The organism is Streptomyces sp. NPDC101181 (assembly GCF_044767975.1).
GTDB lineage: Bacteria > Actinomycetota > Actinomycetes > Streptomycetales > Streptomycetaceae > Streptomyces.
In genome coordinates this window covers 81,625-103,323 of sequence record NZ_JBIWOX010000016.1, presented here as the reverse complement: position 1 = coordinate 103,323, position 21,699 = coordinate 81,625, and the positions used below count along the sequence as shown (strand labels likewise).

The following is a 21,699-nucleotide window of genomic DNA, read 5'->3' as shown; positions in this document are numbered from 1 at the left end:
GGCCGGGCGGGCTCACGCCGACAGCGACGCCCCCACCGGCGCCCGCGCCTCGTCGTACCGCCGCAACAGCAGCCGGGCCAGCTCCGGGGCGGGGCCCAGGACACCGGCCAGGACGTCCGCGCCCGCCGCCTCGGCGCCCGCCGCGATGCGGTCGGGCAGGCGGCCGGGGGCGATGACGTACGGGGCCACCGCGATCCGCTCGACACCCTCGGCGCGCAGGGCCCGTACCGCGTCCTCGGTCGAGGGGAAGCCGCCGGGACGTACGGCGGAGGCGACCGCGGGCCGCACGGCGCACCAACCGGTGTGCCGCAGCTCCCGCGCCATGTCAGCGATCACCGCGATCGCCTCCGGGTCCGTGGACCCCGCCGAGGCCAGCACCAGCCCCGTCCGGGGCAGGTCGCCGGAGCGCGCCCCGGCCTCGCGCAGCCGCCGCTCCAAGGTGGCGTCGAGCAGCGGGGACGGGCCGAGGACGTCGGCCTGGCGGATGTGCGGGCGGGGCAGCCGGGCGCGGGCCTCGCGCAGCACCGAGGGGATGTCCGTCTTGGCGTGGAACGCCCGGGTGAGCAGCAGCGGGAGGGCGACGACCTCGCCCACCCCCTCCGCGGCCAGCCGCTCCAGCACCCGCGGGACGGACGGGGCGTTGAACTCCAGGAACCCCGTCTCCACCCGGAGCCCCGGCCGTGCGGCCCGGACCCGCTCGGTGAGCGCGTGCACGGTCGCGGCATGGCGCGGGTCGCGGCTGCCGTGGGCGATGACGAGAAGGACGGGATGTGCCATGGGACAGCTCAGTTCTTGACGAGGAGACCGCGGCTGCGCAGCACCCACCGCTCCAGCGGACTGAAGATCAGCAGGTCGATCGCGATGCCGACGAACAGGATGAGCAGGATGGAGAGGAAGACCCCGGGCATGTCGAAGTTGCTGCGCCCGTTCTCCAGCAACTGGCCGAGCCCCAGACCCAGTTCGGGTGAGGAGGCGATGATCTCGGCGGCCATCAGCGAGCGCCAGGAGAACGCCCAGCCCTGCTTGAGGCCCGCCAGATAGCCGGGCAGCGCGGCCGGGAGGACGATGTGGACCGTCCCGCGTATCCCGGTCGCCCCCAGCGTGCGGCCCGCCCGCAGGAACAGCGGCGGCACCTGGTCGACGCCGGAGACCAGCCCGTTGGCGATCGAGGGTACCGCGCCCAGCAGGATCACCGCGTACATCATCTGGTCGTTCAGCCCGAGCCAGATCACCGCCGGGGCCACCCACGCCACGGAGGGCAGCGACTGGAGCCCGGCCAGGATCGGGCCGATCGCCGCCCGGACCAGCTTCACCCGGGCGACCAGCAGCCCCAGCGGCGTACCGATCGCCACCGCCAGGAGGAAGCCGAACAGGCCGCGCGAGACGCTGGTCCAGATGACCTCCAGGAGCGTCCCCCTCAGCCACATCTCCCGGGCGCTGTCCCACACCGCGGACGGCGGCGGCAGCTTGTAGACCTCGGTGACCTGTGCGCGGACCAGCAGCTCCCAGACGATCAGGACCAGGGCCACCGCCACCACCGGCGGGAGCACCTTGTTCCGCAGGACCTCGCCGACCGGGGTGCGGCGGACCTGCACCGCGTCCAGGGCGTCGAGCCCCGCCTCCAGGCCGGCCAGGTCGTCGGGCTTCGCGCCCGGGGCGCCGGCCGGGCCGTCCGGCCGCTTCCGGTCGGACGTGGTGTCAGTGCTGGCCATGGCGGCGGATCTCCCCACGCAGTTCTTCGGTGATCTCGACGGACAGCTCCGCCACCGCCGTGTCCTCGATCCGGCGCGGCTGCTCGATGTCGACCGTCCACTCACGGGCGATCCGTCCCGGCCGGGACGACAGCAGCACGACGCGCTGCGCGAGCCGTACCGCCTCGCGGACGTTGTGGGTGACGAAGAGGACCGAGGCGTTCGTCTCCCGCCAGATCCGGGTCAGCTCGTCGTGCAGCACATCACGGGTGATGGCGTCGAGCGCCGCGAACGGCTCGTCCATCAGCAGCAGTTGGCTGTCCTGGGCGAGCGCGCGGGCCATCGCCACCCGCTGGCGCATACCGCCGGAGAGTTCGTGCACCCGCTTGCCGTACGCGCCGCCGAGCCGGACGAGTTCGAGCAGCCGCTCCGCCTCGGGCCGGCGTTCGGACTTGGCCACCCCGCGCAGCCGCAGGGCCAGTTCGACGTTCTTCCCCGCGGTCAGCCACGGGAAGAGGGCGTGCTCCTGGAACATCAGGGCGGGCCGCCCGCCGGGGGTCTCGATCGACCCCGCGGACGGGCGGTCCAGTCCGGCCACCAGGTTGAGCAGCGTCGACTTGCCGCACCCGGAGGCTCCCAGGAGGGTGACGAACTCGCCCGGGGCGACATCGAGGGTGATGTCGTCCAGCACGAGCTGGGGCCCGGTGGGCCCGGCGAAGGACTTCGAGACGTGCGCGAGACGTGCGGCGTGCTCGACCGCCGTGCTGTCCTCGGCCTGGGTGAGCGTGGTGGTCGCCATGACCGTCACCTCCTGGGGATCCTTGGGTCCGTTACGGGTGGACTACTGGACGCCGAGACCGGCGTCGGCGACCTCGGGACGGCCCTCGGCCTTGAGGATCTTGTTCAGCGGCCCCAGGTCGTAGATGCCCTCCAGCTTCGGGTCCTCCAGCAGACCGGCCTTCACCGAGTAGCCCGCCTGCGTCCTGAGGGTCTCCGCCAGCGGGTCGTCGGTGATCTCGATGGACTCCCACGCCGGGTCGAGGATCTCCTGGGGCAGCGGCTTGCCGCTGAGCTTCTCCAGCGCCTTGTTGGCGGAGGCCTTCGCCTCCTCGGGGTTGTCCTTGATCCACTTGTTGGTGGACACCGACCCGCGGACCACCGCCTCGACGACGTCGGGGTGCGCGTCGAGGAACTTCTGCGACACGATGATGTGGGTGATCACGAACTTCTTGTCCGGCCACAGGTCCTTCTCGTCCAGGAGCACCTTCGCGCCCTCGGAGACCAGCTTGGAGGCGGTCGGCTCGGGGACCCACGCCCCGTCCAGCGAACCGGACTTGTAGGCGTCGGGTGTCACCTTGTTGTCCGAGCGGACCACGGAGACGTCGCCCTTGCCGCTCTGCGGGTCGACCTTCCAGCCCTTCTCGGAGATCCAGTTGAGGAAGGCCACGTCCTGGGTGTTGCCGATCTGCGGGGTCGCGATCTTCTTGCCCTTGAGGTCGTCCAGGGTCTTGATCTTCTCCGGGTTGACGACCAGCTTCACCCCGCCCGAGGCCGAACCCGCCACGATCCGCAGCCCCTTGCCCTGCGACTTGACGTAGGCGTTGATGGCGGGGGAGGGGCCGATGAAGCCGATGTCGATGGACCCGGCGTTCAGCGCCTCGATCTCGGAGGGACCCGCGTTGAAGGTCGTGGACCGGACCTTCGTGCCGCCCAGCTCCTTCTGGATGGTGCCTTCCTGGATGCCGACCAGGGCGGTGGCGTGCGTGAGGTTCGGGAAGTAGCCGATCTTCACGGTGTCCGTGGAGAGCTTCTTCCCTCCGGCGGAGACGTTCGCCTTCTTCCCGCCGTCGTCCGTGCTCTCGGAGCCGTAGCCGCAGGCGGTGGCGGTCAGGGCGAGCAGGGGCAGGGCGGCGACGGCGACGAGGCCGCGGCGGACGGTGGAACGGGGGGCAGGCACGGGAGGCTTTCCTCTCGTAGGCCCGGTGCGCACGTCCCGCTGTCTGTTCAGGGGGGCGTGGCCGGGAGGTCGGCAGGTCTTCGGCGGTACGGGTGCGGGGGGTCCAGGGCGCGCGAGCGGTGCGCGTACGTCATCGCGCACATCGCCCGACCCCGCCCTGGCCGCTCCCGAGGGCGCCGCTGCCGACCCGGCCGCCCTCCTTGGCGAAGGTCGAGTAGAAGTCGCCGCTCATCAGAAGTCCCACTCGGCGTCGTCGTCGCCCACGACCGGCTCCGGGGCGGCGGCGAACGCGGCGCCCGCCATCCCGGCGCTCAGCGTCGTCCCGTCCGCCGGATCGATCAGCAGGAACGATCCGGTGCGCCGGGAGTCGGCGTACGCGTCGAGCGCGAGCGGTTCGGCGGTCCGTACGACGACCCGCCCGATGTCGTTGGCGACCAGCTGCCCGGGGGCCGGGTGCTGGGAGAGGTCGTCCAGGGTCAGCCGGGACGGGATGTCCCTGACGATGGCCTTGACCGTGCGGGTGGTGTGCTTGAGCAGCACCCGCTGGCCCACCGAGAGCGGCTGGTCGGCCACATGGCAGACGGTCGCCTCGACGTCCTGGGTGGTGGCCGGGGCGTCGTCGGCGGGGGCGATGAGGTCGCCGCGCGAGATGTCGATGTCGTCGGCCAGCCGCAGCGTCACCGACTGCGGGGCCCAGGCGACGCCGACACTCTCCCCGAGCGCGTCGATGCCGGTGATCGTGGTCCCGCGCCCCGAGGGGAGCACGGAGACGGCGTCGCCGACCCGGAACACCCCGGCGGCGATCTGACCGGCGTACCCCCGGTAGTCGGGGTGCTCGGCGCTCTGCGGGCGGATCACGTACTGCACGGGGAAACGCGCGTGGCAGGCGGTGAGGTCGTGGCTGACCGGGACCGTCTCCAGGTGCTCCAGGACGGTCGGCCCGCCGTACCAGTCCATGTGCGCGGACGGCTCCACCACGTTGTCCCCGGCCAGGGCCGAGATCGGGACGGCGGTGATCTCCGGGACGCCCAGGGACGCGGCGTACGCGGTGAACTCCTCGGCGATGGCGGCGAACACGGGCTCCGCGTAGTCCACCAGGTCCATCTTGTTGACGGCCAGCACCACATGGGGCACCCGCAGCAGCGCGGCGACGGCGGCGTGCCGGCGGGTCTGCTCGACGACCCCGTTGCGCGCGTCGACCAGCACCACGGCCAGCTCGGCGGTGGAGGCCCCGGTCACCATGTTCCGGGTGTACTGCACGTGCCCCGGCGTGTCCGCGAGGATGAAGCGGCGCCGGGCGGTGGCGAAGTAGCGGTAGGCGACGTCGATGGTGATGCCCTGCTCGCGCTCGGCGCGCAGCCCGTCGGTGAGCAGCGCCAGGTCCGGTGCCTCCTGGCCACGGCTGAGGGACACCTGCTCGACGGCCTCCAGCTGGTCGGTGAGGACCGACTTGGAGTCGTGCAGCAGACGTCCCACGAGGGTGGACTTGCCGTCGTCGACGGACCCGGCGGTGGCGAAGCGCAGCAGGGTGGTGGCCGACAGCTGCTCGGCCGACAGGGCGGGTGTGGTCATGGGGGCCTCTCGTGTGGATCAGGCCGGATCAGGGAGCGGGGTCCGGTGCCGTGCATCGCAAGGCGGAGGGGGACTCATGGCGGAGCCGTGGTGAGTGACGACAACGCGGCGGAGGTGCGGCACCAGGGGACGCGAGCCCGGCCTGGTCCACACGAGAGGCCCTCAGAAGTACCCCTCGCGCTTGCGGTCCTCCATCGCGGCCTCGGACATCTTGTCGTCCGCGCGGGTCGCGCCCCGCTCGGTGAGCCGGGAGGCGGCGATCTCGGTGATCACGGCGTCCAGCGTGGTGGCGTCGGAGTCGACGGCGCCGGTGCAGGACATGTCACCGACCGTGCGGTAGCGCACCAGCCGGGTCTCGGTGGGCTCGTGCTCCTTGGGGCCGCCCCAGTGACCGGCCGTCAGCCACATGCCGTTGCGGTTGAACACCTCGCGCTCATGGGCGAAGTAGATCTCCGGCAGCTCGATCCCCTCACGCTCGATGTACTGCCAGACGTCCAGCTCGGTCCAGTTGGAGATCGGGAAGACCCGTACGTGCTCACCGGGTGCGTGCCGCCCGTTGTACAGCTGCCACAGCTCGGGCCGCTGGCGGCGCGGGTCCCACTGGGAGAACTCGTCGCGCAGCGAGAACACCCGCTCCTTGGCGCGCGCCTTCTCCTCGTCGCGCCGCCCCCCTCCGAAGACGGCGTCGAAGCGGTGTCGCTGGATGGCCTCGGTGAGCGGGACGGTCTGGAGCGGGTTGCGGGTGCCGTCGGGGCGCTCGCGGAGCTTCCCGGCGTCGATGTACTCCTGGACGGAGGCGACGTGCAGCCGCAGCCCGTGCCTGCCGACGGTGCGGTCGCGGTAGTCCAGGACCTCGGGGAAGTTGTGCCCGGTGTCCACGTGCAGCAGCGCGAACGGCACCGGCGCGGGCGCGAACGCCTTCAGCGCCAGGTGCAGCATCACGATGGAGTCCTTGCCGCCGGAGAACAGGATCACCGGCCGCTCGAACTCACCCGCCACCTCACGGAAGATGTGGACCGCCTCGGACTCCAGGGAGTCCAGGTGGCTGAGCGCGTACGGGTGCGCGGTGTCCTCGGACACGGTGGTGGTGACGGCACTCACGCCAGGCCCCTCTCGGTGAGCAGCGCGTGGAGCGCCGCCGCTGACTCCTGCACGGTCTGCTGGTGCGACTCGATGCGCAGATCGGGCGATTCGGGCGCCTCGTAGGGGTCGTCGACCCCGGTCAGCCCGCTGATCTCGCCCGCCGCCTGCCGGGCGTACAGCCCCTTCACATCGCGTACGGAGCACACCTCGACGGGCGTCGCGACGTGCACCTCCAGGTAGGTGGTGGACTCGGCGGCGTGCCGCTTGCGGACTGCCTCGCGGCTGTCGGCGAACGGGGCGATGACGGGGACCAGCACCTTCACGCCGTTGGCCGCGAGGAGTTCGGCGACGAAGCCGATGCGGGCCACGTTGGTGTGGCGGTCCTCGCGGGAGAAGCCGAGGCCCGCGGAGAGGAACTCGCGGATCTCGTCGCCGTCGAGCACCTCCACCCGGTGGCCCTCGGTCCGCAGCCGGCCCGCCAGCTCGTAGGCGATGGTGGTCTTGCCCGCGCTCGGCAGACCGGTCAGCCAGACCGTGGCTCCCGTCTCCGTCACGCTCATCGAGGTCTCCTGATCAGTCGTCATCAGCCGTGCAGCCCGCACTCGGTCTTGCCCCGCCCGGCCCAGCGGCCGGCCCGCGCGTCCTCGCCCTCCAGCACCCGGCGGGTGCACGGCGCGCAGCCCACGGAGGCGTAACCGTCCATCAGCAGCGGGTTGGTGAGGACCCCGTGCTCGGCGACGTAGGCGTCCACGTCGTCCTGGGTCCAGCGGGCGATGGGGGAGACCTTCACCTTGCGGCGCCTGGCGTCCCACCCGACGACCGGGGTGTCCGCCCGGGTGGGGGACTCGTCCCGGCGCAGCCCGGTCGCCCACGCGGCGTACGCGCGCAGGCCGTCCTCCAGCGGCTTGACCTTGCGCAGCGCGCAGCACAGGTCGGGGTCGCGGTCGTGCAGCTTCGCGCCGTACTCCGCGTCCTGCTCGGCCACACTCCGGCGCGGGGTGATCGTGATGACGTTGACGTCCATCACCGCGTCCACCGCGTCCCTGGTGCCGAGGGTCTCGGGGAAGTGGTAACCGGTGTCCAGGAAGACCACGTCGACGCCCGGCAGCACCCGCGAGGCCAGGTGCGCGACGACGGCGTCCTCCATCGAGGAGGTGACGCAGAAGCGAGGTCCGAAGGTCTGGGCCGCCCACGTCAGGATGTCCTGCGCGGAGGCGTCCTCCAGCTCCCGGCCCGCCCGCTCGGCGAGTTCCCGGAGCTCCTGGTCGTGCAGCTCACCGTTGATCAGAGTGTCCGTCATATCCGGTCCCCTCCACCGCTGTCGCGCTGAACGCTTCGGGTCAGCAGGCCCAGGAACTTCAGCTGGAAGGCGCGGTTGCAGGAGGCGCATTCCCAGGCGCCGTGACCGGTCTCGTTGGGGCGCAGGTCCTCGTCGCCGCAGTACGGGCAGTAGAACGGGGCGGCTCGCTCGCTCATGACAGGGACTCCGCACTGGCGCGCGCCGCCCAGGTCGCGAAGCGCTCGCCGTCCTCGCGCTCCTCCTGGAACCGGCCGAGCACCCGCTCGACGTAGTCCGGCAGTTCGGCCGATGTCACCTTCAGACCGCGGACCTTGCGGCCGAACCCGGCCTCCAGCCCGAGCGCACCCCCCAGGTGCACCTGGTAGCCCTCGACCTGCTCGCCGTTCTCGTCCAGCATCAACTGGCCCTTGAGACCGATGTCCGCGACCTGGATGCGGGCGCAGGCGTTGGGGCAGCCGTTGATGTTGATGGTGATCGGGTGGTCGAACTCCGGGATGCGGCGCTCCAGTTCGTCGATGAGGGAGGCGCCGCGCGCCTTGGTCTCGACGATCGCCAGCTTGCAGAACTCGATGCCGGTGCAGGCCATCGTGCCCCGCCGGAACGGAGAGGGCGTGACCCGCAGGTCGAGCGCCTCCAATCCGGCGACCAGCGACTCCACCTGCTCCTCGGCCACGTCCAGCACGATCATCTTCTGCTCGGCGGTGGTCCGCACCCGGCCCGAGCCGTGCTGGTCCGCGAGGTCGGCGATCTTGCTGAGCGTCGTCCCGTCGACCCGGCCCACCCGCGCGGCGAAGCCGACGTAGAAGCGGCCGTCCTTCTGCCGGTGGACTCCGAGGTGGTCGCGCCAGGTCTGGGCGGGCTGCTCGGGCACGGGGCCGTCGACCAGCGTGCGCTTCAGGTACTCGTCCTCCAGGACCTGGCGGAACTTCTCCGCGCCCCAGTCCGCGACCAGGAACTTCAGCCGGGCCCGGGTGCGCAGCCGCCGGTAGCCGTAGTCGCGGAAGATCCCGATGACCCCGCCGTAGACGTCGGCCACCTCGTCCAGCGGCACCCAGGCGCCGAGCCGCACCCCGAGCTTGGGGTTGGTGGAGAGACCGCCGCCGACCCAGAGGTCGAAGCCGGGGCCGTGCTCGGGGTGGTTCACGCCGACGAACGCGATGTCGTTGATCTCGTGCGCCACGTCCAGCTGCGGGGAGCCGGAGACGGCGGACTTGAACTTGCGGGGGAGGTTGGAGAAGTCGGGGTTGCCGATGAACCGGCGCTGGATCTCCTCGATCGCGGGGGTGCCGTCGATGATCTCGTTCTCGGCGATGCCCGCGACGGGGGAGCCGAGGATCACGCGGGGCGTGTCACCGCAGGCCTCGGTGGTGGAGAGGCCCACCCCTTCCAGCCGCCGCCAGATCTCCGGCACGTCCTCGATCCGGATCCAGTGGTACTGCACGTTCTGCCGGTCGGTGAGGTCGGCGGTGCCGCGCGCGAACTCCTGGGAGACCTCCCCGATCACCCGCAGCTGCTGGGTGGTCAGCCGGCCGCCGTCGATCCGGACGCGCAGCATGAAGTACTTGTCGTCCAGCTCCTCCGGCTCCAGTACGGCCGTCTTGCCGCCGTCGATGCCGGGCTTGCGCTGGGTGTACAGCCCCCACCAGCGCATACGGCCGCGCAGGTCGTTCGGGTCGATGGAGTCGAAGCCGCGCTTGGAGTAGATCGTCTCAATACGTGTCCGTACGTTGAGACCGTCGTCGTCCTTCTTGAACTGCTCGTTCCCGTTCAGCGGCGTGTGGTGGCCCACGGCCCACTGACCCTCGCCACGGTGTCGTCCGGCCTTGCGGCGGGGCGTGGCGGTCGCAGGCTGATGCGGGGTTGCGGCCATGGCGATACGTCCTTCGGGACTGCGGGAGGGCGGCTCTGAGCGGCGCACTCGCGCTGAGGCGCGGCGGTGCGCGGGGCGGTTCAGAGGAGAGGTGAACGCGGCGGTGCTGGTGCTGTCAGCCCGCCGGACAGATGGCGCTGGACATGCGGCCGAGGTCGACGTGACGTCGACTCACCAAGGCGATTCCAGTTCCGGACATGACGGAAGCGTGTCACGCGCACTTCGGGGCAGTCCACCACTATCCATTATGTGGACGCGTTGGTCTCGCATCGTGGGAAACTGTGGTTCCGGTCACAGAGCGCGCCCCGGGGGCCGGTTCCCCGGCGCCGCAGGACGCCATGGGAGCGGCTCAGGGGCCGTACGCCCCCGGCCACGGGCCCGGAGTCGCCAAGACCGGTTCCACCTCGGTCCTCGTGTCGAAGAGCCGGAAGCCGCGCCGCAGGTAGTTGTCCATCGCGTACGGCCCGTCCTTGGAACAGGTGTGCAGCCACACCCGCTCCGTCCGGGGCCGCTGCGGCCACCGCTCCGCCAGGTCCCAGGCGCGCGCCGTCCCGTACGACAGGAGGTGACCGCCGATCCGCCGCCCCCGGAAGGCCGGGACCAGACCGAAGTAGAGGATCTCGACCGCGCCCCCGTCTTGCGCCTCCAGCTCGACGTACCCGGCCGGCGTCCCGTTCACGTACGCCACCCAGGTCTCCGTCCCGGGCCGCTCCAGAAACTCCCGCCACTGCGCGTAGGTCATCCCCAGCCGGTCCGTCCACCGGATGTCACCGCCCACGGCCGCGTACAGGAAGCGGCTGAACTCCGGCAGCGGCACCTCGGACCGGACGATCCGCACATCGCCCTCCGGTACGGCCGCGGGCCGCAGATCGGTAGCGGAGGTCTGCTCCAGGGACCAGGTGGTCACCTCGGTGGTCGGCGCTGTGGCCTGCGGGACGTCGCTCATGACGGCCAGCGAACCACGCCTGCGCGCCCGTCCGCCCGGCGGCCCCCGCCTCAGCCGCTCCCCGGCCTCCCCCGCGCCCCCGTCACCACCGGCGCCGTGGAGTGCGGCAGCAGATCGCCCGGGTGCTCGGGACGGACCACCTCCACCCGCACACCGTCCCCGAAGCGGTACGGGCGGTGCGCCAGCACCTCCGCCAGATGCCGCCGCAGCCGGGATATCTCGGCCCGGACCGTCACCGTCCTGGTCGCGTCCCCGAAGATGTCCCGCGCCAGCTCGGACGCCGTCCGCCCCTCCCGGTGCACGAACAGCGCGTACAGCAGCTCGGCGTGGCGCGGCGATAGCCGCTGGGTGCTGCTGCCCAGCGGACCGGTCAGATGCACCGCCAGCGCCCGGGGCCTGCTCAGGTCCAGCACCACCCGGCGCGGCGGCCCCTCCGTCCCGCCGCTCTCGTCCACCTGTACGAGCCAGCCCCCCGGCAGCGGCTCCACCCGGCACATCCCGAGCGAGGGGAACCACACCCGGCCCGCCCGCAACGACTTCGGCAGCGGCAGCCGGTCCACCGGAGGCATCCCGGTCACCGCCGCCAGCCGCCCGTGGGTGTCCACCGCCAGCGCCCGCCCGCTGATCCGGCACAGGATCGGCGCGGCCACCGCCCGCAGCCGCTCGATCTCCACCAGGTGCCGGGTGCGCAGCTCGGCCTCGGCGAGCCGCGCCACCGAGTCGACCAGGGCCAGCGTCGCCGGGTGGAACGTGGCCGCCGGGCCGCTGATGTCCACGATCCCGATCAGCTGCCCGTCGCGCGGATCGCGGACCGGGGCCGCCGCGCAGGTCCAGCTGTGCAGCGCCCGGATGAAGTGCTCGGCCGCGTGCACCTGGACGGGGACCCGGGCCGCCAGCGCCGTCCCTATCGCGTTCGTCCCGGTCGCCGCCTCCGCCCAGGCGGCGCCCTCCTCCAGGCAGATGTCGTGCGCCCGGCGCAGCACCCCGGGGTTGCCCTGCCGCCACAGCACCCGGCCCTCGGTGTCGCTGACCACCATGATCTGCTGCGCGGCGTCCGCGATCGAGGCGAGCCCCGACCGCAGCAGCGGCATCAGCTCACCGAGCGCCGAACCGCGCCGCCGGTGCTCGATCTCGTCCGCCTCCAGCAGTCCGCTCCCCGGGGACTGCTCCGGATCGATGCCGCTACGCACCGCGCGGTCCCAGGAGGCTTCGATCTCCGCGCGGGGTGCGACGCCGCCGCGCTCACCCGAGAGCCGGGCCTCCCGGGCCCGGTGGAGCAGCCGTGCCGCCCCCCGGCCGGACCCCTCGCCGGACACCCGCACCACCCCGGCAGAACCTGTCTCGGTCATGGTCCCCCGTTCTCCCCGAACGCTTCCCACCCCGTCCACACAACGGCAGTTCACACAATGGTTGCAACCCTTTGCAACTCTGGTGTCGCGCCGCGCGACCGTACGAGAGTTGGGGGTACACCGTGGGCCGGGCCTGTTCCGGCCGGGCGGTGGTGCAGAAGCGTGGAGGGTGGTGCCGTGTCGGCGCGGCACCACCCTCTGTCGCCTCCGGCGGGAACCGCGCGGGTCAGCTGAGCATCCCGGCCCGCAGTTGCGCCAGGGTGTTCTTGAGGATGCGGGAGACGTGCATCTGCGAGACGCCGAGGTGCGCGCCGATCTCCGCCTGCGTCAGCTCCTGGCCGTAGCGCAGCCGCAGGACGGTGCGCTGGCGGTCGTCGAGCGCGGCCAGCAGAGGCGTCAGCGCGTGCAGGTTCTCCACGTGCTGCAATCTGCGGTCCTGGTCCCCGAGCATCTCGGCCCAGCTCAGCGTCGTCCCCCCGGTGCCGGAGCCGCTTCCGCCCAGGGGAGTGTCCAGGGAGCCCGCCGTGTGACCGTTCGCCGCGATCTGCGCCTCCGCCACCTCGTCCTCGGGCAGGCCGAGACGGAGGGCCAGTTCCGAACGGGTGGGGGCGCGGTCCAGGTACGCCTCCAGATCCTCGTGCGCCGCCCGGACCGAGGACCGCAACTCCTTGAGCCGCCTGGGCACTTGGACGGACCAGGTGGTGTCGCGGAAGAAGCGTTTGATCTCCCCGCTGATGTAGGGGAGGGCGAAGGCGGGGAAGTCCACCTCGCGGGAGAGCTCGAAGCGTTCGATGGCCTTGATGAGACCGATGGTGCCGACTTGCAGGATGTCCTCGAACTGCCCGTGGTGCTGTGCGCGATACCGCTTGGCCGCGAACCTCACCAGATTCATGTATGTCTCGACCAGCGTGTTACGGGCGTACTGGAATGCGGCTGTGCCCTCCTCCAGTTCGGCGAGCTGTTCGAAGAGCAGGCGGCTGATCTCCCGGGAGTCCTGCGGCGGGGAGGGAAGCCGTTCCTGGCCGGTTGGAAAATCATTTTCCGCTTGCGGAACTGCTGTCGAGGTCCCGATGAGAGCCTTCATGGCACTTCTCCGTACGGCGACGCGAATATCTTCCCGGTAAACCTACAGGGCTCGGAGGGAGAGCCGGTACGGCGCCCTTCGTGAAATAGGAAGGGCCTTTCCAGGGAAATATGAAAAGCGTTAATTAAACATTCACACAGATGGGATGTGGCCGCTCCGGAGACATTCCGGGGAAGCCCACCAGGAGCGTCTCCCGTCCACCGCATCGGTTCCCGTCCGACGTCAGCCCGGAAGCGGCCCCCGCCGCGCGCCGCGGGGGGCGGTCGCGTGCGCGCGACACCCGAGGGGGTCACCGGCCCGCGACCGCCCGGCGGGTTCGCCGTCGGCCCGCGCCCGCCTACCGGACGTTCCTGGACGCCAGGCCCGCCGCCGCGCACAGCGCTCCCCAGCCTCCCGCGACCGCGGCGGCCTTGCGGCGCGCGGCCGGATCGGGCAGCTGCGTACCGAAGAGCACCGCGTCGCCGAGGTCGGCCGCGACCCGGCACGCGGTCGCGGCCCGCAGCGCGGAGCCGTCCTTGGCGATCAGCATGGCGAGGCCGATCGCCGCGTCCCGGACGCCCAAGGCGCGGATCAGCAGCGCGGTCGGAACGGGTACGGACCCGTCCTCCTCGTCCAGGCCGCACGGACGGGCCATCAGCGCCGGGCGCACCAGAACCCCCACTCCGTAGGCGGCGGTCGCCGCACCCACCCAACGCACCGGACCAGCTCCCACAGCGTCCTCCTCATCTCTCCGCCGACGCCGCCGCCGGACGTCCCTTCCGAACGCCCCCGACGGCACGACGGATCACGAGTTCCCACGCTTCACCGGTCGACACCTGGGGGATGTCCTGTCGATCATGCCGGGCCCACGTGCCCCGGCACCGCACCTCGCCGTGTCGTCGCCCCTCGCCACAGCCCCGCCCCGGCCTTCCGCCTGACGACGCACGGCACCGGCCTCCGCCCCCGCGGGACCCGGCCCGACCGGCGGGGCACCCCCGGCACACACCGCCGATCGGCCGCCACACCCCCGGAGCATTCCGGTCCCCGGGGGGTGTGGCCCGTACCAGACGGGGCAACGGACCGGCATGGCTGTTCTGCGTAGAGTTGCCCGGCCCCTGCTGGCCGCCACCTTCATCCGTGACGGGCTCGCGGCGGTCCGCGAGCCCGCCCGCCCCGACGTCCCCGAGGATTCCGGGCGAGAACGGGAGGCGTCCGCACTCGCCTCGCGGGTCCCGTTCCTGCCGGAGGACCCCGCGCAGCTGGCCCGCCTCCAGGGCGCGGTCCAGCTCGGCGCCGGAGTCCTGCTCGCCCTGGGGCGTGCGCCCCGGCTCGCGTCCGCTGCCCTCGCGGTGACCCTGGTCTCCTCCACCCTGACGGCGTCCGGGGACCGGGCCGCCGGGAAGAGCTCCCACGAGGACGGGGCGGACGAGGAGGACAGGGCGCGGCGCGTGGAGATCCTCACCAAGGTGTCCCTGTTCGGCGGGCTGCTGATCGCCGCGGCCGACACCCACGGCAAGCCCTCGCTCGCGTACCGGACCCGCCGGACCGCGAGCCACGCGTCCGACGCGCTCAGCCACCGCGCCCACGCCGTCACCCACCAGGTGGGGAACGCAGCGGGCGCGACCGTGGACAGCGTCACGCACTCCGTCGAGGCGGCCCGCAAGCGCCTGAGCTGAGCACCGGGGAGCCGGCGTCCCGGCCGGTGTCGTCGTGGGTCCCTCCCGGAGCGCGGGAGGGACCCACCGCTCGTCCCGGTCCACCCGCCGCTCGTCCCGGTCTACGCGGCGACCGGCCGGGCCCGCGCCACCACCGAGGCCAGGTCCAGCGTGTGCGGCAACGTGCCGAACGTCGCCCCCCGGTCCCCGCCGAGCCGCGACGCGCAGAACGCGTCCGCCACCTCCGGCGGCGCCCAGCGCACCAGCAGCGAACCCTGGAGCACCAGCGCGACGCGCTCCACCACCCGCCGGGCCCGCGCCTCGATGCCCTCCAGGTCCCCCAGCTCCGTCAGCAGGTCCTTGACCGCCGCGTCCAGCCGGTGGTCGGCCCCGCGCCCCTTCCCGACCTCGCGCAGGAACGCTTCCACCGCGCCGGGCTCCCGCTGGAGCGCCCGCAGCACGTCCAGGGCCTGCACGTTGCCGGAGCCCTCCCAGATCGAGTTGAGCGGCGCCTCGCGCAGCAGCCGAGGCATCCCCGACTCCTCCACGTACCCGTTGCCGCCCAGGCACTCCAGCGCCTCGCCGACCACCGCGGTGCACCGCTTGGTGACCCAGTACTTCGCGGCGGGCACCGCGAGCCGCAGGAAGGCCCGCTCCTCCTCGGTGTCCGTGTCGCAGGCCGCCGCCAGCCGCATCGCCAGGACGGTGGCCGCCTCCGACTCCAGCGCCAGGTCGGCCAGCACGTTGCGCATCAGCGGCTTCTCGATCAGCGGCCCGCCGAACACCGAGCGGTAGGTGCTGTGGTGGACGGCCTGCGCCACCGCCTGCCGCATCAGCGCCGCCGAACCGATCACGCAGTCCAGCCGGGTGGCGGCGACCATCCCGATGATGGTCCGCACCCCCCGCCCCTCCTCGCCGACGAGGCGTGCCCACGTCCCGTCGAACTCGACCTCGCCGGAGGCGTTGGACCGGTTGCCCAGCTTGTCCTTCAGCCGCTGGATCGCGAACGGGTTGCGCGTTCCGTCGGGGAGCACCCGCGGCACCAGGAAACAGCTCAGCCCGCCCGGCGCCCGCGCCAGCACCAGGAACCCGTCCGACATCGGCGCCGAACAGAACCACTTGTGCCCGGTGAGCAGATACTCGCCCTCGCCCGGCAGCGGCTGTGCCCGCGTCGTGTTGGACCGCACGTCCGTGCCGCCCTGCTTCTCCGTCATGCCCATCCCGAGGAGCGCCCCGGCCTTCTCCTGGGCGGGCCGCAGCCCCTCCTCGTAGACGTACGAGGTCAGCAGCGGCTCCCAGACGGCGGCCAGCGCCGGATCGGTCCGCAGCGCGGGCACCGCGGCGTGCGTCATCGACAGCGGGCAGCCGTGCCCCGCCTCGGCCTGCGTCCACACCAGGAACCCCGCCGCGCGCCGCACATGACCGGCCGGGCGCCCCCAGGCGTCCGTCAGCCCGGCCGACACGGCGTGGCCCAGCAGCCGGTGCCAGGACGGATGGAACTCCACCTCGTCGATCCGGTTCCCGTACCGGTCGTGCGTGTGCAGAACCGGCGGATGCGCGTTCGCCCGCGCACCCCACTCCTGCGCCTGGGCGGACCCGGCGGACCGGCCCAGCTCGGCGAGTTCGCCCAGCGCCCCGGGCAGGACACCCGGGTCGACATGCCGCTCGACCGCCTCGGTGAGGACCCGGTCGGCGGCGAAGACGTCATAGCCGACCAGGGGCGGAACCTGGTTGGACACGGTGTGGGTGGTGGCTGCCATGCCGTTACGGTAAGGAGGTGCAGGCAGCAAAGGAAACACCCGAGCGGCCACCGGGCCGGCTCCACCGGGCGCGAGTGCTCTACCGCAACGTCTCCAAGCGCCGGATGGCGTGGCAGTTGCTCAAGGACACCGTCAACTCGTGCATCGAGTACCGCATCCTGGGCCTCGCGGCCGAGGCGGCGTTCTTCACCCTGCTCTCGCTGCCCCCGCTGCTGCTCGGCCTGATCGGACTGCTCGGCTACGTCGACGAGTGGACGACCACGGAGACGGTCGCCTCCATCGAGCGCAACATCCTCTCCGCGTCCCAGACGGTGCTCTCCGAACGCGGCGTCAACGACTTCGCCAAGCCGCTGCTCGCCGACGTCACCACCGGGGCCCGCCCCGACGTCATCTCCATCGGCTTCGCCATCGCCCTGTGGTCCGGCTCCCGCGCGGTGAACGTCTTCATCGACACCATCACCGTGATGTACGGCCTCGACGGCCACCGCGGCATCGTCAAGACCCGGCTGCTCGCCTTCCTGCTCTACGTCGTCGCCCTGCTGCTGGGCGCGGTCGTGCTGCCGCTGCTGGTGGTCGGCCCCGACCGGGTCGTGGAGTTCGTGCCCTGGGGCACCGAGGTCATAGCCGTGGCGTACTGGCCGCTCGTGATCCTGCTCAGCGTCGCGTTCCTCACGACGCTCTACCACGTGTCCGTCCCCGTGCGGTCGCCCTGGATCGAGGACGTGCCCGGGGCGCTGGTGGCGCTCGGCATGTGGGTGCTCGGCAGCTTCCTGCTGCGCATCTACCTCACCAACACGGTCGAAGGGCCGACGATCTACGGCTCGTTGGCGGCGCCCGTCGCCGTCCTGCTCTGGATCGGCATCTCCGCCTTCGCTGTCCTGGTCGGCGCCGCGGTCAACGCGGCCATCGACCGGGTGTGGCCCTCGCTCGCCACCGCCGCCGCCCGCGAGGTCACCGAGCGCGCCCGCGCCGCCCAGGCCGCCGAACTCCTCGCCCGCTCCCGGGCCTCCGCCTACGAGGCCGCCACCGACGACGACGAGGACGAGGGCCCCGCGTACATGCCCTCCGAGTTCCCCGAGCGCTGGTCCCGCTTCCTTCCGCCCGACGACGTGAAGTCCCGGCTGCACGCGACCCGCGAGAAGGAACCCAAGGGCCCCAGGGAACCGCAGGAGGCGAAGCCGCCCAAGGACACCGACCAGCCGCCACCCTCGGGCGCCTGGTAGACGGCCGCCCCGGCCCTCACCCCAGGCAGTCCTCCGGCGAGGTCCCCGGGTCGGTCACGGCCAAGCCCAGGGCGGCCCGCTCGGTGATCCAGCGCGTCGGCCGGTACCGCGGATCGCCGGTCGACGCGTGCAGCGCCCGCTGGAGCTCCAGCATCCGTACGGCCCCGACACGCTCGCCCCACGCCAGCGGCCCGGCCGGATAGCCGAGGCCCGTGGTCACCGCGAGATCGATGTCGGCGGGCGCGGCCAGCGAGCGTTCCGCGATCGAACAGCCGACCGCGACCACGGAGGACAGCAGCCGCTGCGCCACCGTCCCCGCCGTGTCCCGCACCACCGACACCGCGTACGGCTCCCCGGCCCCGCGCGCCAGCACCGCCCGCGCGTCCCGGGCGGCCTCCGGCGCGGTGGCGGGCGTCACCGCCAGGACCCGCCGCCGCCCCGCCGCGGGCAGCACCTCGACCCCGAACGTACGCTCCCGGGGCAGCCCGCCCGTCGCGATCGCCGCCGCCACCGTCGTCCCCCACACCGGCACCAGCACCACGGCCGCAGCCGACGGCCCCGCGCCCCGCTCGACGCGGACCCCCGCCGCCTCCAGCGAACCGCTCAGCGCCTCCTCGTACCCGGCGGTCTCCGCCCGCCCGGCCGAGGCCAGGAACACCGGGCGCTCCCCGTCCCCACCGACCGGGCTTTCCGGCGCGGGGCCGGACGCCCCGTCCCCGTACGCGTACCAGCCCCGGCCCGTCTTGCGGCCGTGCAGCCCCGCCACCACCCGGTTCGGGGTGAGGAAGGAGGGGCGCAGCCGGTCCTCGTGGCGGAAGCCCGTCCAGATCGCGTCGACGACCGCAGCCGTCACGTCCAGTCCGGTCAGGTCCATCAGCTCGAAGGGGCCCATCCGCAGCCCCAGGACGTCCCGGGCGATCCGGTCGATCTCCGCCGGAACGGCCACCGACTCCTCCAGCAGCGCCAGCGCCTCGGTCACCAGCCCCCGCCCGGCGTGGTTGACCAGGAAACCGGGGGTGTCGGCGACGGTCACCGCCCGGTGCCCGCAGCTCTCCACCCACGCGGTGAGCAGGGCCGGGATCTCCGGGCGGGTCGCCGCCCCCGGCACCACCTCCACGATCCGCATCAGCGGCACCGGGTTGAAGAAGTGCAGCCCGGCCAGGCGCGACGGGTCCTGGAGCGTCGCCGCGATCCGGGTGACCGACAGGGAGGAGGTGTTCGTCGCGAAGAGCACGGAGGCGGGCAGCGCCCGCTCCAGCTTCCCGAACACCTCCGCCTTGGTCCCCAGATCCTCCCGGACCGCCTCGATGACCAGTTCCACGTCCGGGCCCGCCGCCCACGGGTCGCCGAGCGGCACCAGCCGGGCCACCGCCGCGTCCCGGGCGGCCGCGGTCGTCCGGCCCTTGGCCACCGCCCGGTCCAGCATCGAGGCGACGAAGTCCAGGGCCGCCGACACCGCCTCGGGCCGTACGTCGGCGAGTTCCACGGTGTGCCCGGCGCTCGCCGCCCACTGGGCGATGCCACGGCCCATGGCCCCGGCTCCGACGATCCTGATACGCATGGCGGAAAGGCCCTTTCGACGGAGGAGAAGCGGTCGGACCGACATCGTCGCGCCCTCACCGTGTCAGGGCCCATTGATCGGTGTCCACTACCGGATTAGGGTCCCATCGAGACCCCCCGGCTCTGTCGGCCACACCTCCCCGCCCACGCCCCGACAACCCGTCGGCCGCCCTCCCCACCGAGCCGCCCGTCGCCCGGGACGCCCTGCCGACACCCGTACGCGCGGCGGACGGTGAGGCGACCGGGACGCCCGGACTCCCGGTGCCGGGCGCGTCCGCCCCGGAACCGCCCCGGTCGCCGGACGCGAAGCTCACCCCGTCGCCCGTCGCCCGTCGCCCGTCGCCCGTCGCCCCGCCCCGCCCGTAGCCCCGAAGGAAGGCCGCCCGTGCCGCTCGACGTCGTCATCTGCGAACCCCTGCGCACCCCCATCGGCCGGTTCGGCGGGGTGTTCGCCCAGCAGACCCCGGCCGCGCTGGCCGCGCGCGTCATCGCGGAGGTCGTCGCCCGCACCGGCGTCGACCCCGGCCGGGTCGACGAGGTGATCCTCGGCCACGCCTACCCGACCAGCGAGGCCCCCGCCGTCGGCCGCGTCGCGGCCCTGGACGCCGGACTCCCCGTCACGGTCACCGGCTCTCAGATCGACCGCCGCTGCGGCTCGGGACTCCAGGCGGTCCTGGACGCAGCGATGCAGATCCGCGCCGGGTTCAGCGACGTCGTCATCGCGGGCGGCATCGACGTCATGAGCGCCGCCCCCTACTACACCCACGACGGCCGCTGGGGCATCAAGGGCCCCGGCCTCCAGCTCCACGACGCCCTGGCCCGGGGCCGGGTCACGGCGGGCGGCGTCAACCACCCGGTGCCCGGCGGCATGATCGAGACGGCGGAGAACCTGCGTCGGGAGTACGGCATCAGCCGCGCCGACCAGGACGCCCTGGCCCTGCGCTCCCAGCAGCGCGCCGCCCACGCCGCCGCCGAGGGACGCTACGACGCGGAGACCGTCCCCGTGAGCGTACGCACCCGCAAGGGCGAGACGACCGTCACCGCCGACGAACATCCCCGCCCCGACACGACGGCCGGACAACTCGCCGCCCTCCGCCCGGTGATGGCCACGTCCGACCCGGACGCCACCGTCACCGCGGGCAACGCCAGCGGCCAGAACGACGCGGCGGCCGCCTGCCTGGTCACCAGCGCCGCGACCGCGGAGCGCCTGGGCCTCACCCCGCTGGTCCGCCTGGTCTCCTTCGCCCGCGCCGGGGTCCCCGCCGCCACCATGGGCATCGCCCCCGTCGCCGCGACCCGCACCGCCCTCGACCGGGCGGGCCTCACCCTCGCCGACCTGGACCTGATCGAGCTGAACGAGGCCTTCGCCGCCCAGGTCCTCGCCTGCACCAGGGAGCTGGGTCTCGGCGAGAAGGACCACGAACAGCGGATCAACGTCAACGGGTCGGGCATCTCGCTCGGCCACCCGGTCGGCGCCACCGGAGCCCGGATCCTCGCCACGCTCACCCGCGAACTGCACCGGCGCGAGGCCCGCTACGGCCTGGAGACCCTGTGCATCGGCGGCGGTCAGGGTCTCGCCGCGGTCTTCGAACGCGTCGCGGTCTGACGGTTGGCGGCCGCCCGCCCGGCGCAGGGCAGACGGAAAGGTCCGGCCGGACAGTCCCCGCTGTCCGGCCGGACCTCGTTCTCACGCAGGCGCGGTATCAGTCCCGCGCGCTACGGGTACGGCGCATCAGCACGGCCCCGCCGAGCATCAGCGCGGCGCTGGCACCGGCGGCCAGACCCAGCTCGGCGGCACCGGTGTCGGCCAGGTGCGCACCCGGGGTGTGGGAGCCGGGAGTGCCGGACCCGGGGGTGCCGCCACCCGGAGTGTCCGTACCGGGGGTGTCGGTCGGCGGCTCGTCGACCGGCGGCTGGTCCACGGGCGGCTGGTCCACCGGCGGTTCGTCGACCGGGGGCTGGTCCACGGGCGGTTCGTCCACCGGGGGCTCATCGACCGGCGGCTCGTCCACCGGCGGCTCGTCCGTCGGCGGTTCGTCCACGGGGGGCTCGTCCACCGGGGGCTTGTCCGTCGGCGGTTCGTCCACCGGCGGCTTGTCGACCGGGGGCTTGTCCGTCGGCGGGTGCGGGGGCTTCGGCGTGTCGGTGTTGACGCACTTGTTGCCGAAGGCCGGGTTCAGCAGGGCGATCACATTGACCGTGTTGCCGCACACGTTCACCGGAACGTGCACCGGCGCCTGAACGGTGTTGCCCGAACCGACCCCCGGCGAACCGATGGCGGCACCCTCGGCCGACGCGTCGGCGTGCGCGGTGCCGCCGACCGCGGCGAGGAGGCCGGAGGCGGCCGCCACGACGATGAAACTCTTGTTCAAGACCTGTCGCATTACTTGTTACTTGCCCTTCCCTGACACATGCGCGCTGGACGAATGCCATAACGACCGGGGGCTGTGGGGGAAACTTGGCGATGCGTGGAAATTTTGTAATCACCCGAACGGATGGCGTGTGCGTATCCCGCAACCTCCGTTCCCCAGGTAGGGAAAACGATTCCGCCGAACACGAACACGTGGTCGTGCGAACGGATTCGGGGCGACGCGTGCGCATCCGCACGGCAGCCGGAGCCCGCCACTCCACCGCGTGCCCGGCATTCGGGTGAATGGGCGGAACCAAACG

The 21,699-nt window shown here is 72.7% G+C and carries 21 protein-coding genes; 3 read left to right on the top strand and 18 right to left on the bottom strand.

Annotated elements, in window-relative coordinates; genetic code table 11:
• Positions 1-12: 12 nt before the first annotated feature.
• The 15 genes from ACIRRU_RS22785 to ACIRRU_RS22715 form a co-directional block, all read right to left on the bottom strand.
• Positions 13-777, bottom strand: a complete 765-nt coding sequence (locus ACIRRU_RS22785; RefSeq protein ID WP_403683360.1) for a sirohydrochlorin chelatase — start codon at positions 775-777, stop codon at positions 13-15.
• An 8-nt stretch (positions 778-785) separates the two neighbouring features.
• Positions 786-1,712, bottom strand: coding sequence for an ABC transporter permease (locus ACIRRU_RS22780; RefSeq protein WP_403683358.1), 927 nt, complete (start codon positions 1,710-1,712; stop codon positions 786-788).
• On the bottom strand, positions 1,699-2,490 hold the full coding sequence (locus ACIRRU_RS22775; RefSeq protein WP_363201447.1) for an ABC transporter ATP-binding protein: 792 nt from the start codon (positions 2,488-2,490) through the stop codon (positions 1,699-1,701). The genes ACIRRU_RS22780 and ACIRRU_RS22775 overlap by 14 nt, the downstream gene beginning before the upstream one ends.
• A 42-nt stretch (positions 2,491-2,532) precedes the next feature.
• A complete protein-coding gene (locus ACIRRU_RS22770) occupies positions 2,533-3,648 on the bottom strand; it encodes an ABC transporter substrate-binding protein (protein WP_403683356.1) in 1,116 nt (371 codons plus the stop codon).
• Between the two features lie 231 nt (positions 3,649-3,879).
• Positions 3,880-5,220, bottom strand: a complete 1,341-nt coding sequence (locus tag ACIRRU_RS22765; protein WP_403683354.1) for a sulfate adenylyltransferase subunit 1 — start codon at positions 5,218-5,220, stop codon at positions 3,880-3,882.
• Positions 5,221-5,382: 162 nt separating this feature from the next.
• Positions 5,383-6,321 (bottom strand): sulfate adenylyltransferase subunit CysD, encoded by a 939-nt coding sequence (gene cysD / locus ACIRRU_RS22760; RefSeq protein WP_403683352.1) that lies wholly within the window; start codon positions 6,319-6,321, stop codon positions 5,383-5,385.
• Positions 6,318-6,887, bottom strand: coding sequence for an adenylyl-sulfate kinase (cysC, locus tag ACIRRU_RS22755; RefSeq protein WP_403683350.1), 570 nt, complete (start codon positions 6,885-6,887; stop codon positions 6,318-6,320). Before cysC ends, cysD begins: the two co-directional genes overlap by 4 nt.
• The gene (locus ACIRRU_RS22750; RefSeq protein ID WP_403683348.1) at positions 6,887-7,603 is read right to left on the bottom strand and encodes a phosphoadenylyl-sulfate reductase; all 717 of its coding nucleotides are present in this window, start codon (positions 7,601-7,603) and stop codon (positions 6,887-6,889) included. Before ACIRRU_RS22750 ends, cysC begins: the two co-directional genes overlap by 1 nt.
• A complete protein-coding gene (locus tag ACIRRU_RS22745; RefSeq protein WP_403683346.1) occupies positions 7,600-7,779 on the bottom strand; it encodes a hypothetical protein in 180 nt (59 codons plus the stop codon). The genes ACIRRU_RS22750 and ACIRRU_RS22745 overlap by 4 nt, the downstream gene beginning before the upstream one ends.
• Positions 7,776-9,473 carry a nitrite/sulfite reductase gene (locus ACIRRU_RS22740; protein ID WP_403683344.1) on the bottom strand — a complete coding sequence of 566 codons (1,698 nt, stop codon included), beginning with the start codon at positions 9,471-9,473 and terminating at the stop codon, positions 7,776-7,778. Before ACIRRU_RS22740 ends, ACIRRU_RS22745 begins: the two co-directional genes overlap by 4 nt.
• Positions 9,474-9,588: 115 nt before the next feature.
• Positions 9,589-9,672, bottom strand: a complete 84-nt coding sequence (locus tag ACIRRU_RS22735; protein WP_309500612.1) for a putative leader peptide — start codon at positions 9,670-9,672, stop codon at positions 9,589-9,591.
• A 150-nt stretch (positions 9,673-9,822) separates the two neighbouring features.
• On the bottom strand, positions 9,823-10,419 hold the full coding sequence (locus ACIRRU_RS22730) for a GNAT family N-acetyltransferase (RefSeq protein ID WP_403683342.1): 597 nt from the start codon (positions 10,417-10,419) through the stop codon (positions 9,823-9,825).
• A gap of 50 nt (positions 10,420-10,469) precedes the next feature.
• Positions 10,470-11,768, bottom strand: coding sequence for a GAF domain-containing protein (locus ACIRRU_RS22725; protein WP_403683341.1), 1,299 nt, complete (start codon positions 11,766-11,768; stop codon positions 10,470-10,472).
• Between the two features lie 226 nt (positions 11,769-11,994).
• A complete protein-coding gene (locus tag ACIRRU_RS22720) occupies positions 11,995-12,852 on the bottom strand; it encodes a SigB/SigF/SigG family RNA polymerase sigma factor (protein ID WP_403683339.1) in 858 nt (285 codons plus the stop codon).
• A 337-nt stretch (positions 12,853-13,189) separates the two neighbouring features.
• On the bottom strand, positions 13,190-13,564 hold the full coding sequence (locus ACIRRU_RS22715) for a hypothetical protein (protein ID WP_363201458.1): 375 nt from the start codon (positions 13,562-13,564) through the stop codon (positions 13,190-13,192).
• Positions 13,565-13,916: 352 nt separating this feature from the next.
• Here ACIRRU_RS22715 and ACIRRU_RS22710 point away from each other — a divergent pair, with 352 nt between their 5' ends.
• Entirely contained in the window at positions 13,917-14,507 is a 591-nt protein-coding gene (locus ACIRRU_RS22710) for a DoxX family protein (RefSeq protein WP_403683337.1), read from the top strand.
• Between the two features lie 101 nt (positions 14,508-14,608).
• Here ACIRRU_RS22710 and ACIRRU_RS22705 read toward each other — a convergent pair whose 3' ends face one another.
• Positions 14,609-16,246 carry an acyl-CoA dehydrogenase family protein gene (locus ACIRRU_RS22705; RefSeq protein WP_403683335.1) on the bottom strand — a complete coding sequence of 546 codons (1,638 nt, stop codon included), beginning with the start codon at positions 16,244-16,246 and terminating at the stop codon, positions 14,609-14,611.
• Positions 16,247-16,320: 74 nt separating this feature from the next.
• Between ACIRRU_RS22705 and ACIRRU_RS22700 the strand changes: the two genes are divergently transcribed.
• Positions 16,321-17,469: a YihY/virulence factor BrkB family protein gene (locus ACIRRU_RS22700; RefSeq protein WP_403683470.1), complete on the top strand. Its 1,149-nt coding sequence runs from the start codon at positions 16,321-16,323 to the stop codon at positions 17,467-17,469.
• Between the two features lie 16 nt (positions 17,470-17,485).
• On the opposite strand, the gene ACIRRU_RS22695 is transcribed toward ACIRRU_RS22700, so the two are convergent.
• Positions 17,486-19,030: a 3-hydroxyacyl-CoA dehydrogenase gene (locus ACIRRU_RS22695; RefSeq protein WP_403683333.1), complete on the bottom strand. Its 1,545-nt coding sequence runs from the start codon at positions 19,028-19,030 to the stop codon at positions 17,486-17,488.
• A 384-nt stretch (positions 19,031-19,414) separates the two neighbouring features.
• Between ACIRRU_RS22695 and ACIRRU_RS22690 the strand changes: the two genes are divergently transcribed.
• Positions 19,415-20,635 (top strand): acetyl-CoA C-acetyltransferase, encoded by a 1,221-nt coding sequence (locus ACIRRU_RS22690; RefSeq protein WP_403683331.1) that lies wholly within the window; start codon positions 19,415-19,417, stop codon positions 20,633-20,635.
• Between the two features lie 97 nt (positions 20,636-20,732).
• Here the strand turns inward: ACIRRU_RS22690 and ACIRRU_RS22685 are convergent, their stop codons facing one another.
• Entirely contained in the window at positions 20,733-21,413 is a 681-nt protein-coding gene (locus ACIRRU_RS22685) for a chaplin family protein (RefSeq protein WP_403683329.1), read from the bottom strand.
• Between the last annotated feature and the right edge of the window lie 286 nt (positions 21,414-21,699).

Excerpts from the sequence above, each read along its gene's own strand:
- ACIRRU_RS22695 (WP_403683333.1), bottom strand. The coding sequence starts at position 19,030 with ATGCGTATCAGGATCGTCGGAGCCGGGGCCATGGGCCGTGGCATCGCC.
- ACIRRU_RS22775 (WP_363201447.1), bottom strand. The coding sequence starts at position 2,490 with ATGGCGACCACCACGCTCACCCAGGCCGAGGACAGCACGGCGGTCGAG.
- ACIRRU_RS22705 (WP_403683335.1), bottom strand. The coding sequence starts at position 16,246 with ATGGCAGCCACCACCCACACCGTGTCCAACCAGGTTCCGCCCCTGGTC.
- ACIRRU_RS22765 (WP_403683354.1), bottom strand. The coding sequence starts at position 5,220 with ATGACCACACCCGCCCTGTCGGCCGAGCAGCTGTCGGCCACCACCCTG.
- ACIRRU_RS22740 (WP_403683344.1), bottom strand. The coding sequence starts at position 9,473 with ATGGCCGCAACCCCGCATCAGCCTGCGACCGCCACGCCCCGCCGCAAG.
- ACIRRU_RS22720 (WP_403683339.1), bottom strand. The coding sequence starts at position 12,852 with ATGAAGGCTCTCATCGGGACCTCGACAGCAGTTCCGCAAGCGGAAAAT.
- ACIRRU_RS22725 (WP_403683341.1), bottom strand. The coding sequence starts at position 11,768 with ATGACCGAGACAGGTTCTGCCGGGGTGGTGCGGGTGTCCGGCGAGGGG.
- ACIRRU_RS22685 (WP_403683329.1), bottom strand. The coding sequence starts at position 21,413 with ATGCGACAGGTCTTGAACAAGAGTTTCATCGTCGTGGCGGCCGCCTCC.
- ACIRRU_RS22780 (WP_403683358.1), bottom strand. The coding sequence starts at position 1,712 with ATGGCCAGCACTGACACCACGTCCGACCGGAAGCGGCCGGACGGCCCG.
- cysC (WP_403683350.1), bottom strand. The coding sequence starts at position 6,887 with ATGACGACTGATCAGGAGACCTCGATGAGCGTGACGGAGACGGGAGCC.
- ACIRRU_RS22750 (WP_403683348.1), bottom strand. The coding sequence starts at position 7,603 with ATGACGGACACTCTGATCAACGGTGAGCTGCACGACCAGGAGCTCCGG.
- ACIRRU_RS22710 (WP_403683337.1), top strand. The coding sequence starts at position 13,917 with ATGGCTGTTCTGCGTAGAGTTGCCCGGCCCCTGCTGGCCGCCACCTTC.
- ACIRRU_RS22785 (WP_403683360.1), bottom strand. The coding sequence starts at position 777 with ATGGCACATCCCGTCCTTCTCGTCATCGCCCACGGCAGCCGCGACCCG.
- ACIRRU_RS22735 (WP_309500612.1), bottom strand. The coding sequence starts at position 9,672 with ATGTCCGGAACTGGAATCGCCTTGGTGAGTCGACGTCACGTCGACCTC.
- ACIRRU_RS22730 (WP_403683342.1), bottom strand. The coding sequence starts at position 10,419 with ATGAGCGACGTCCCGCAGGCCACAGCGCCGACCACCGAGGTGACCACC.
- ACIRRU_RS22745 (WP_403683346.1), bottom strand. The coding sequence starts at position 7,779 with ATGAGCGAGCGAGCCGCCCCGTTCTACTGCCCGTACTGCGGCGACGAG.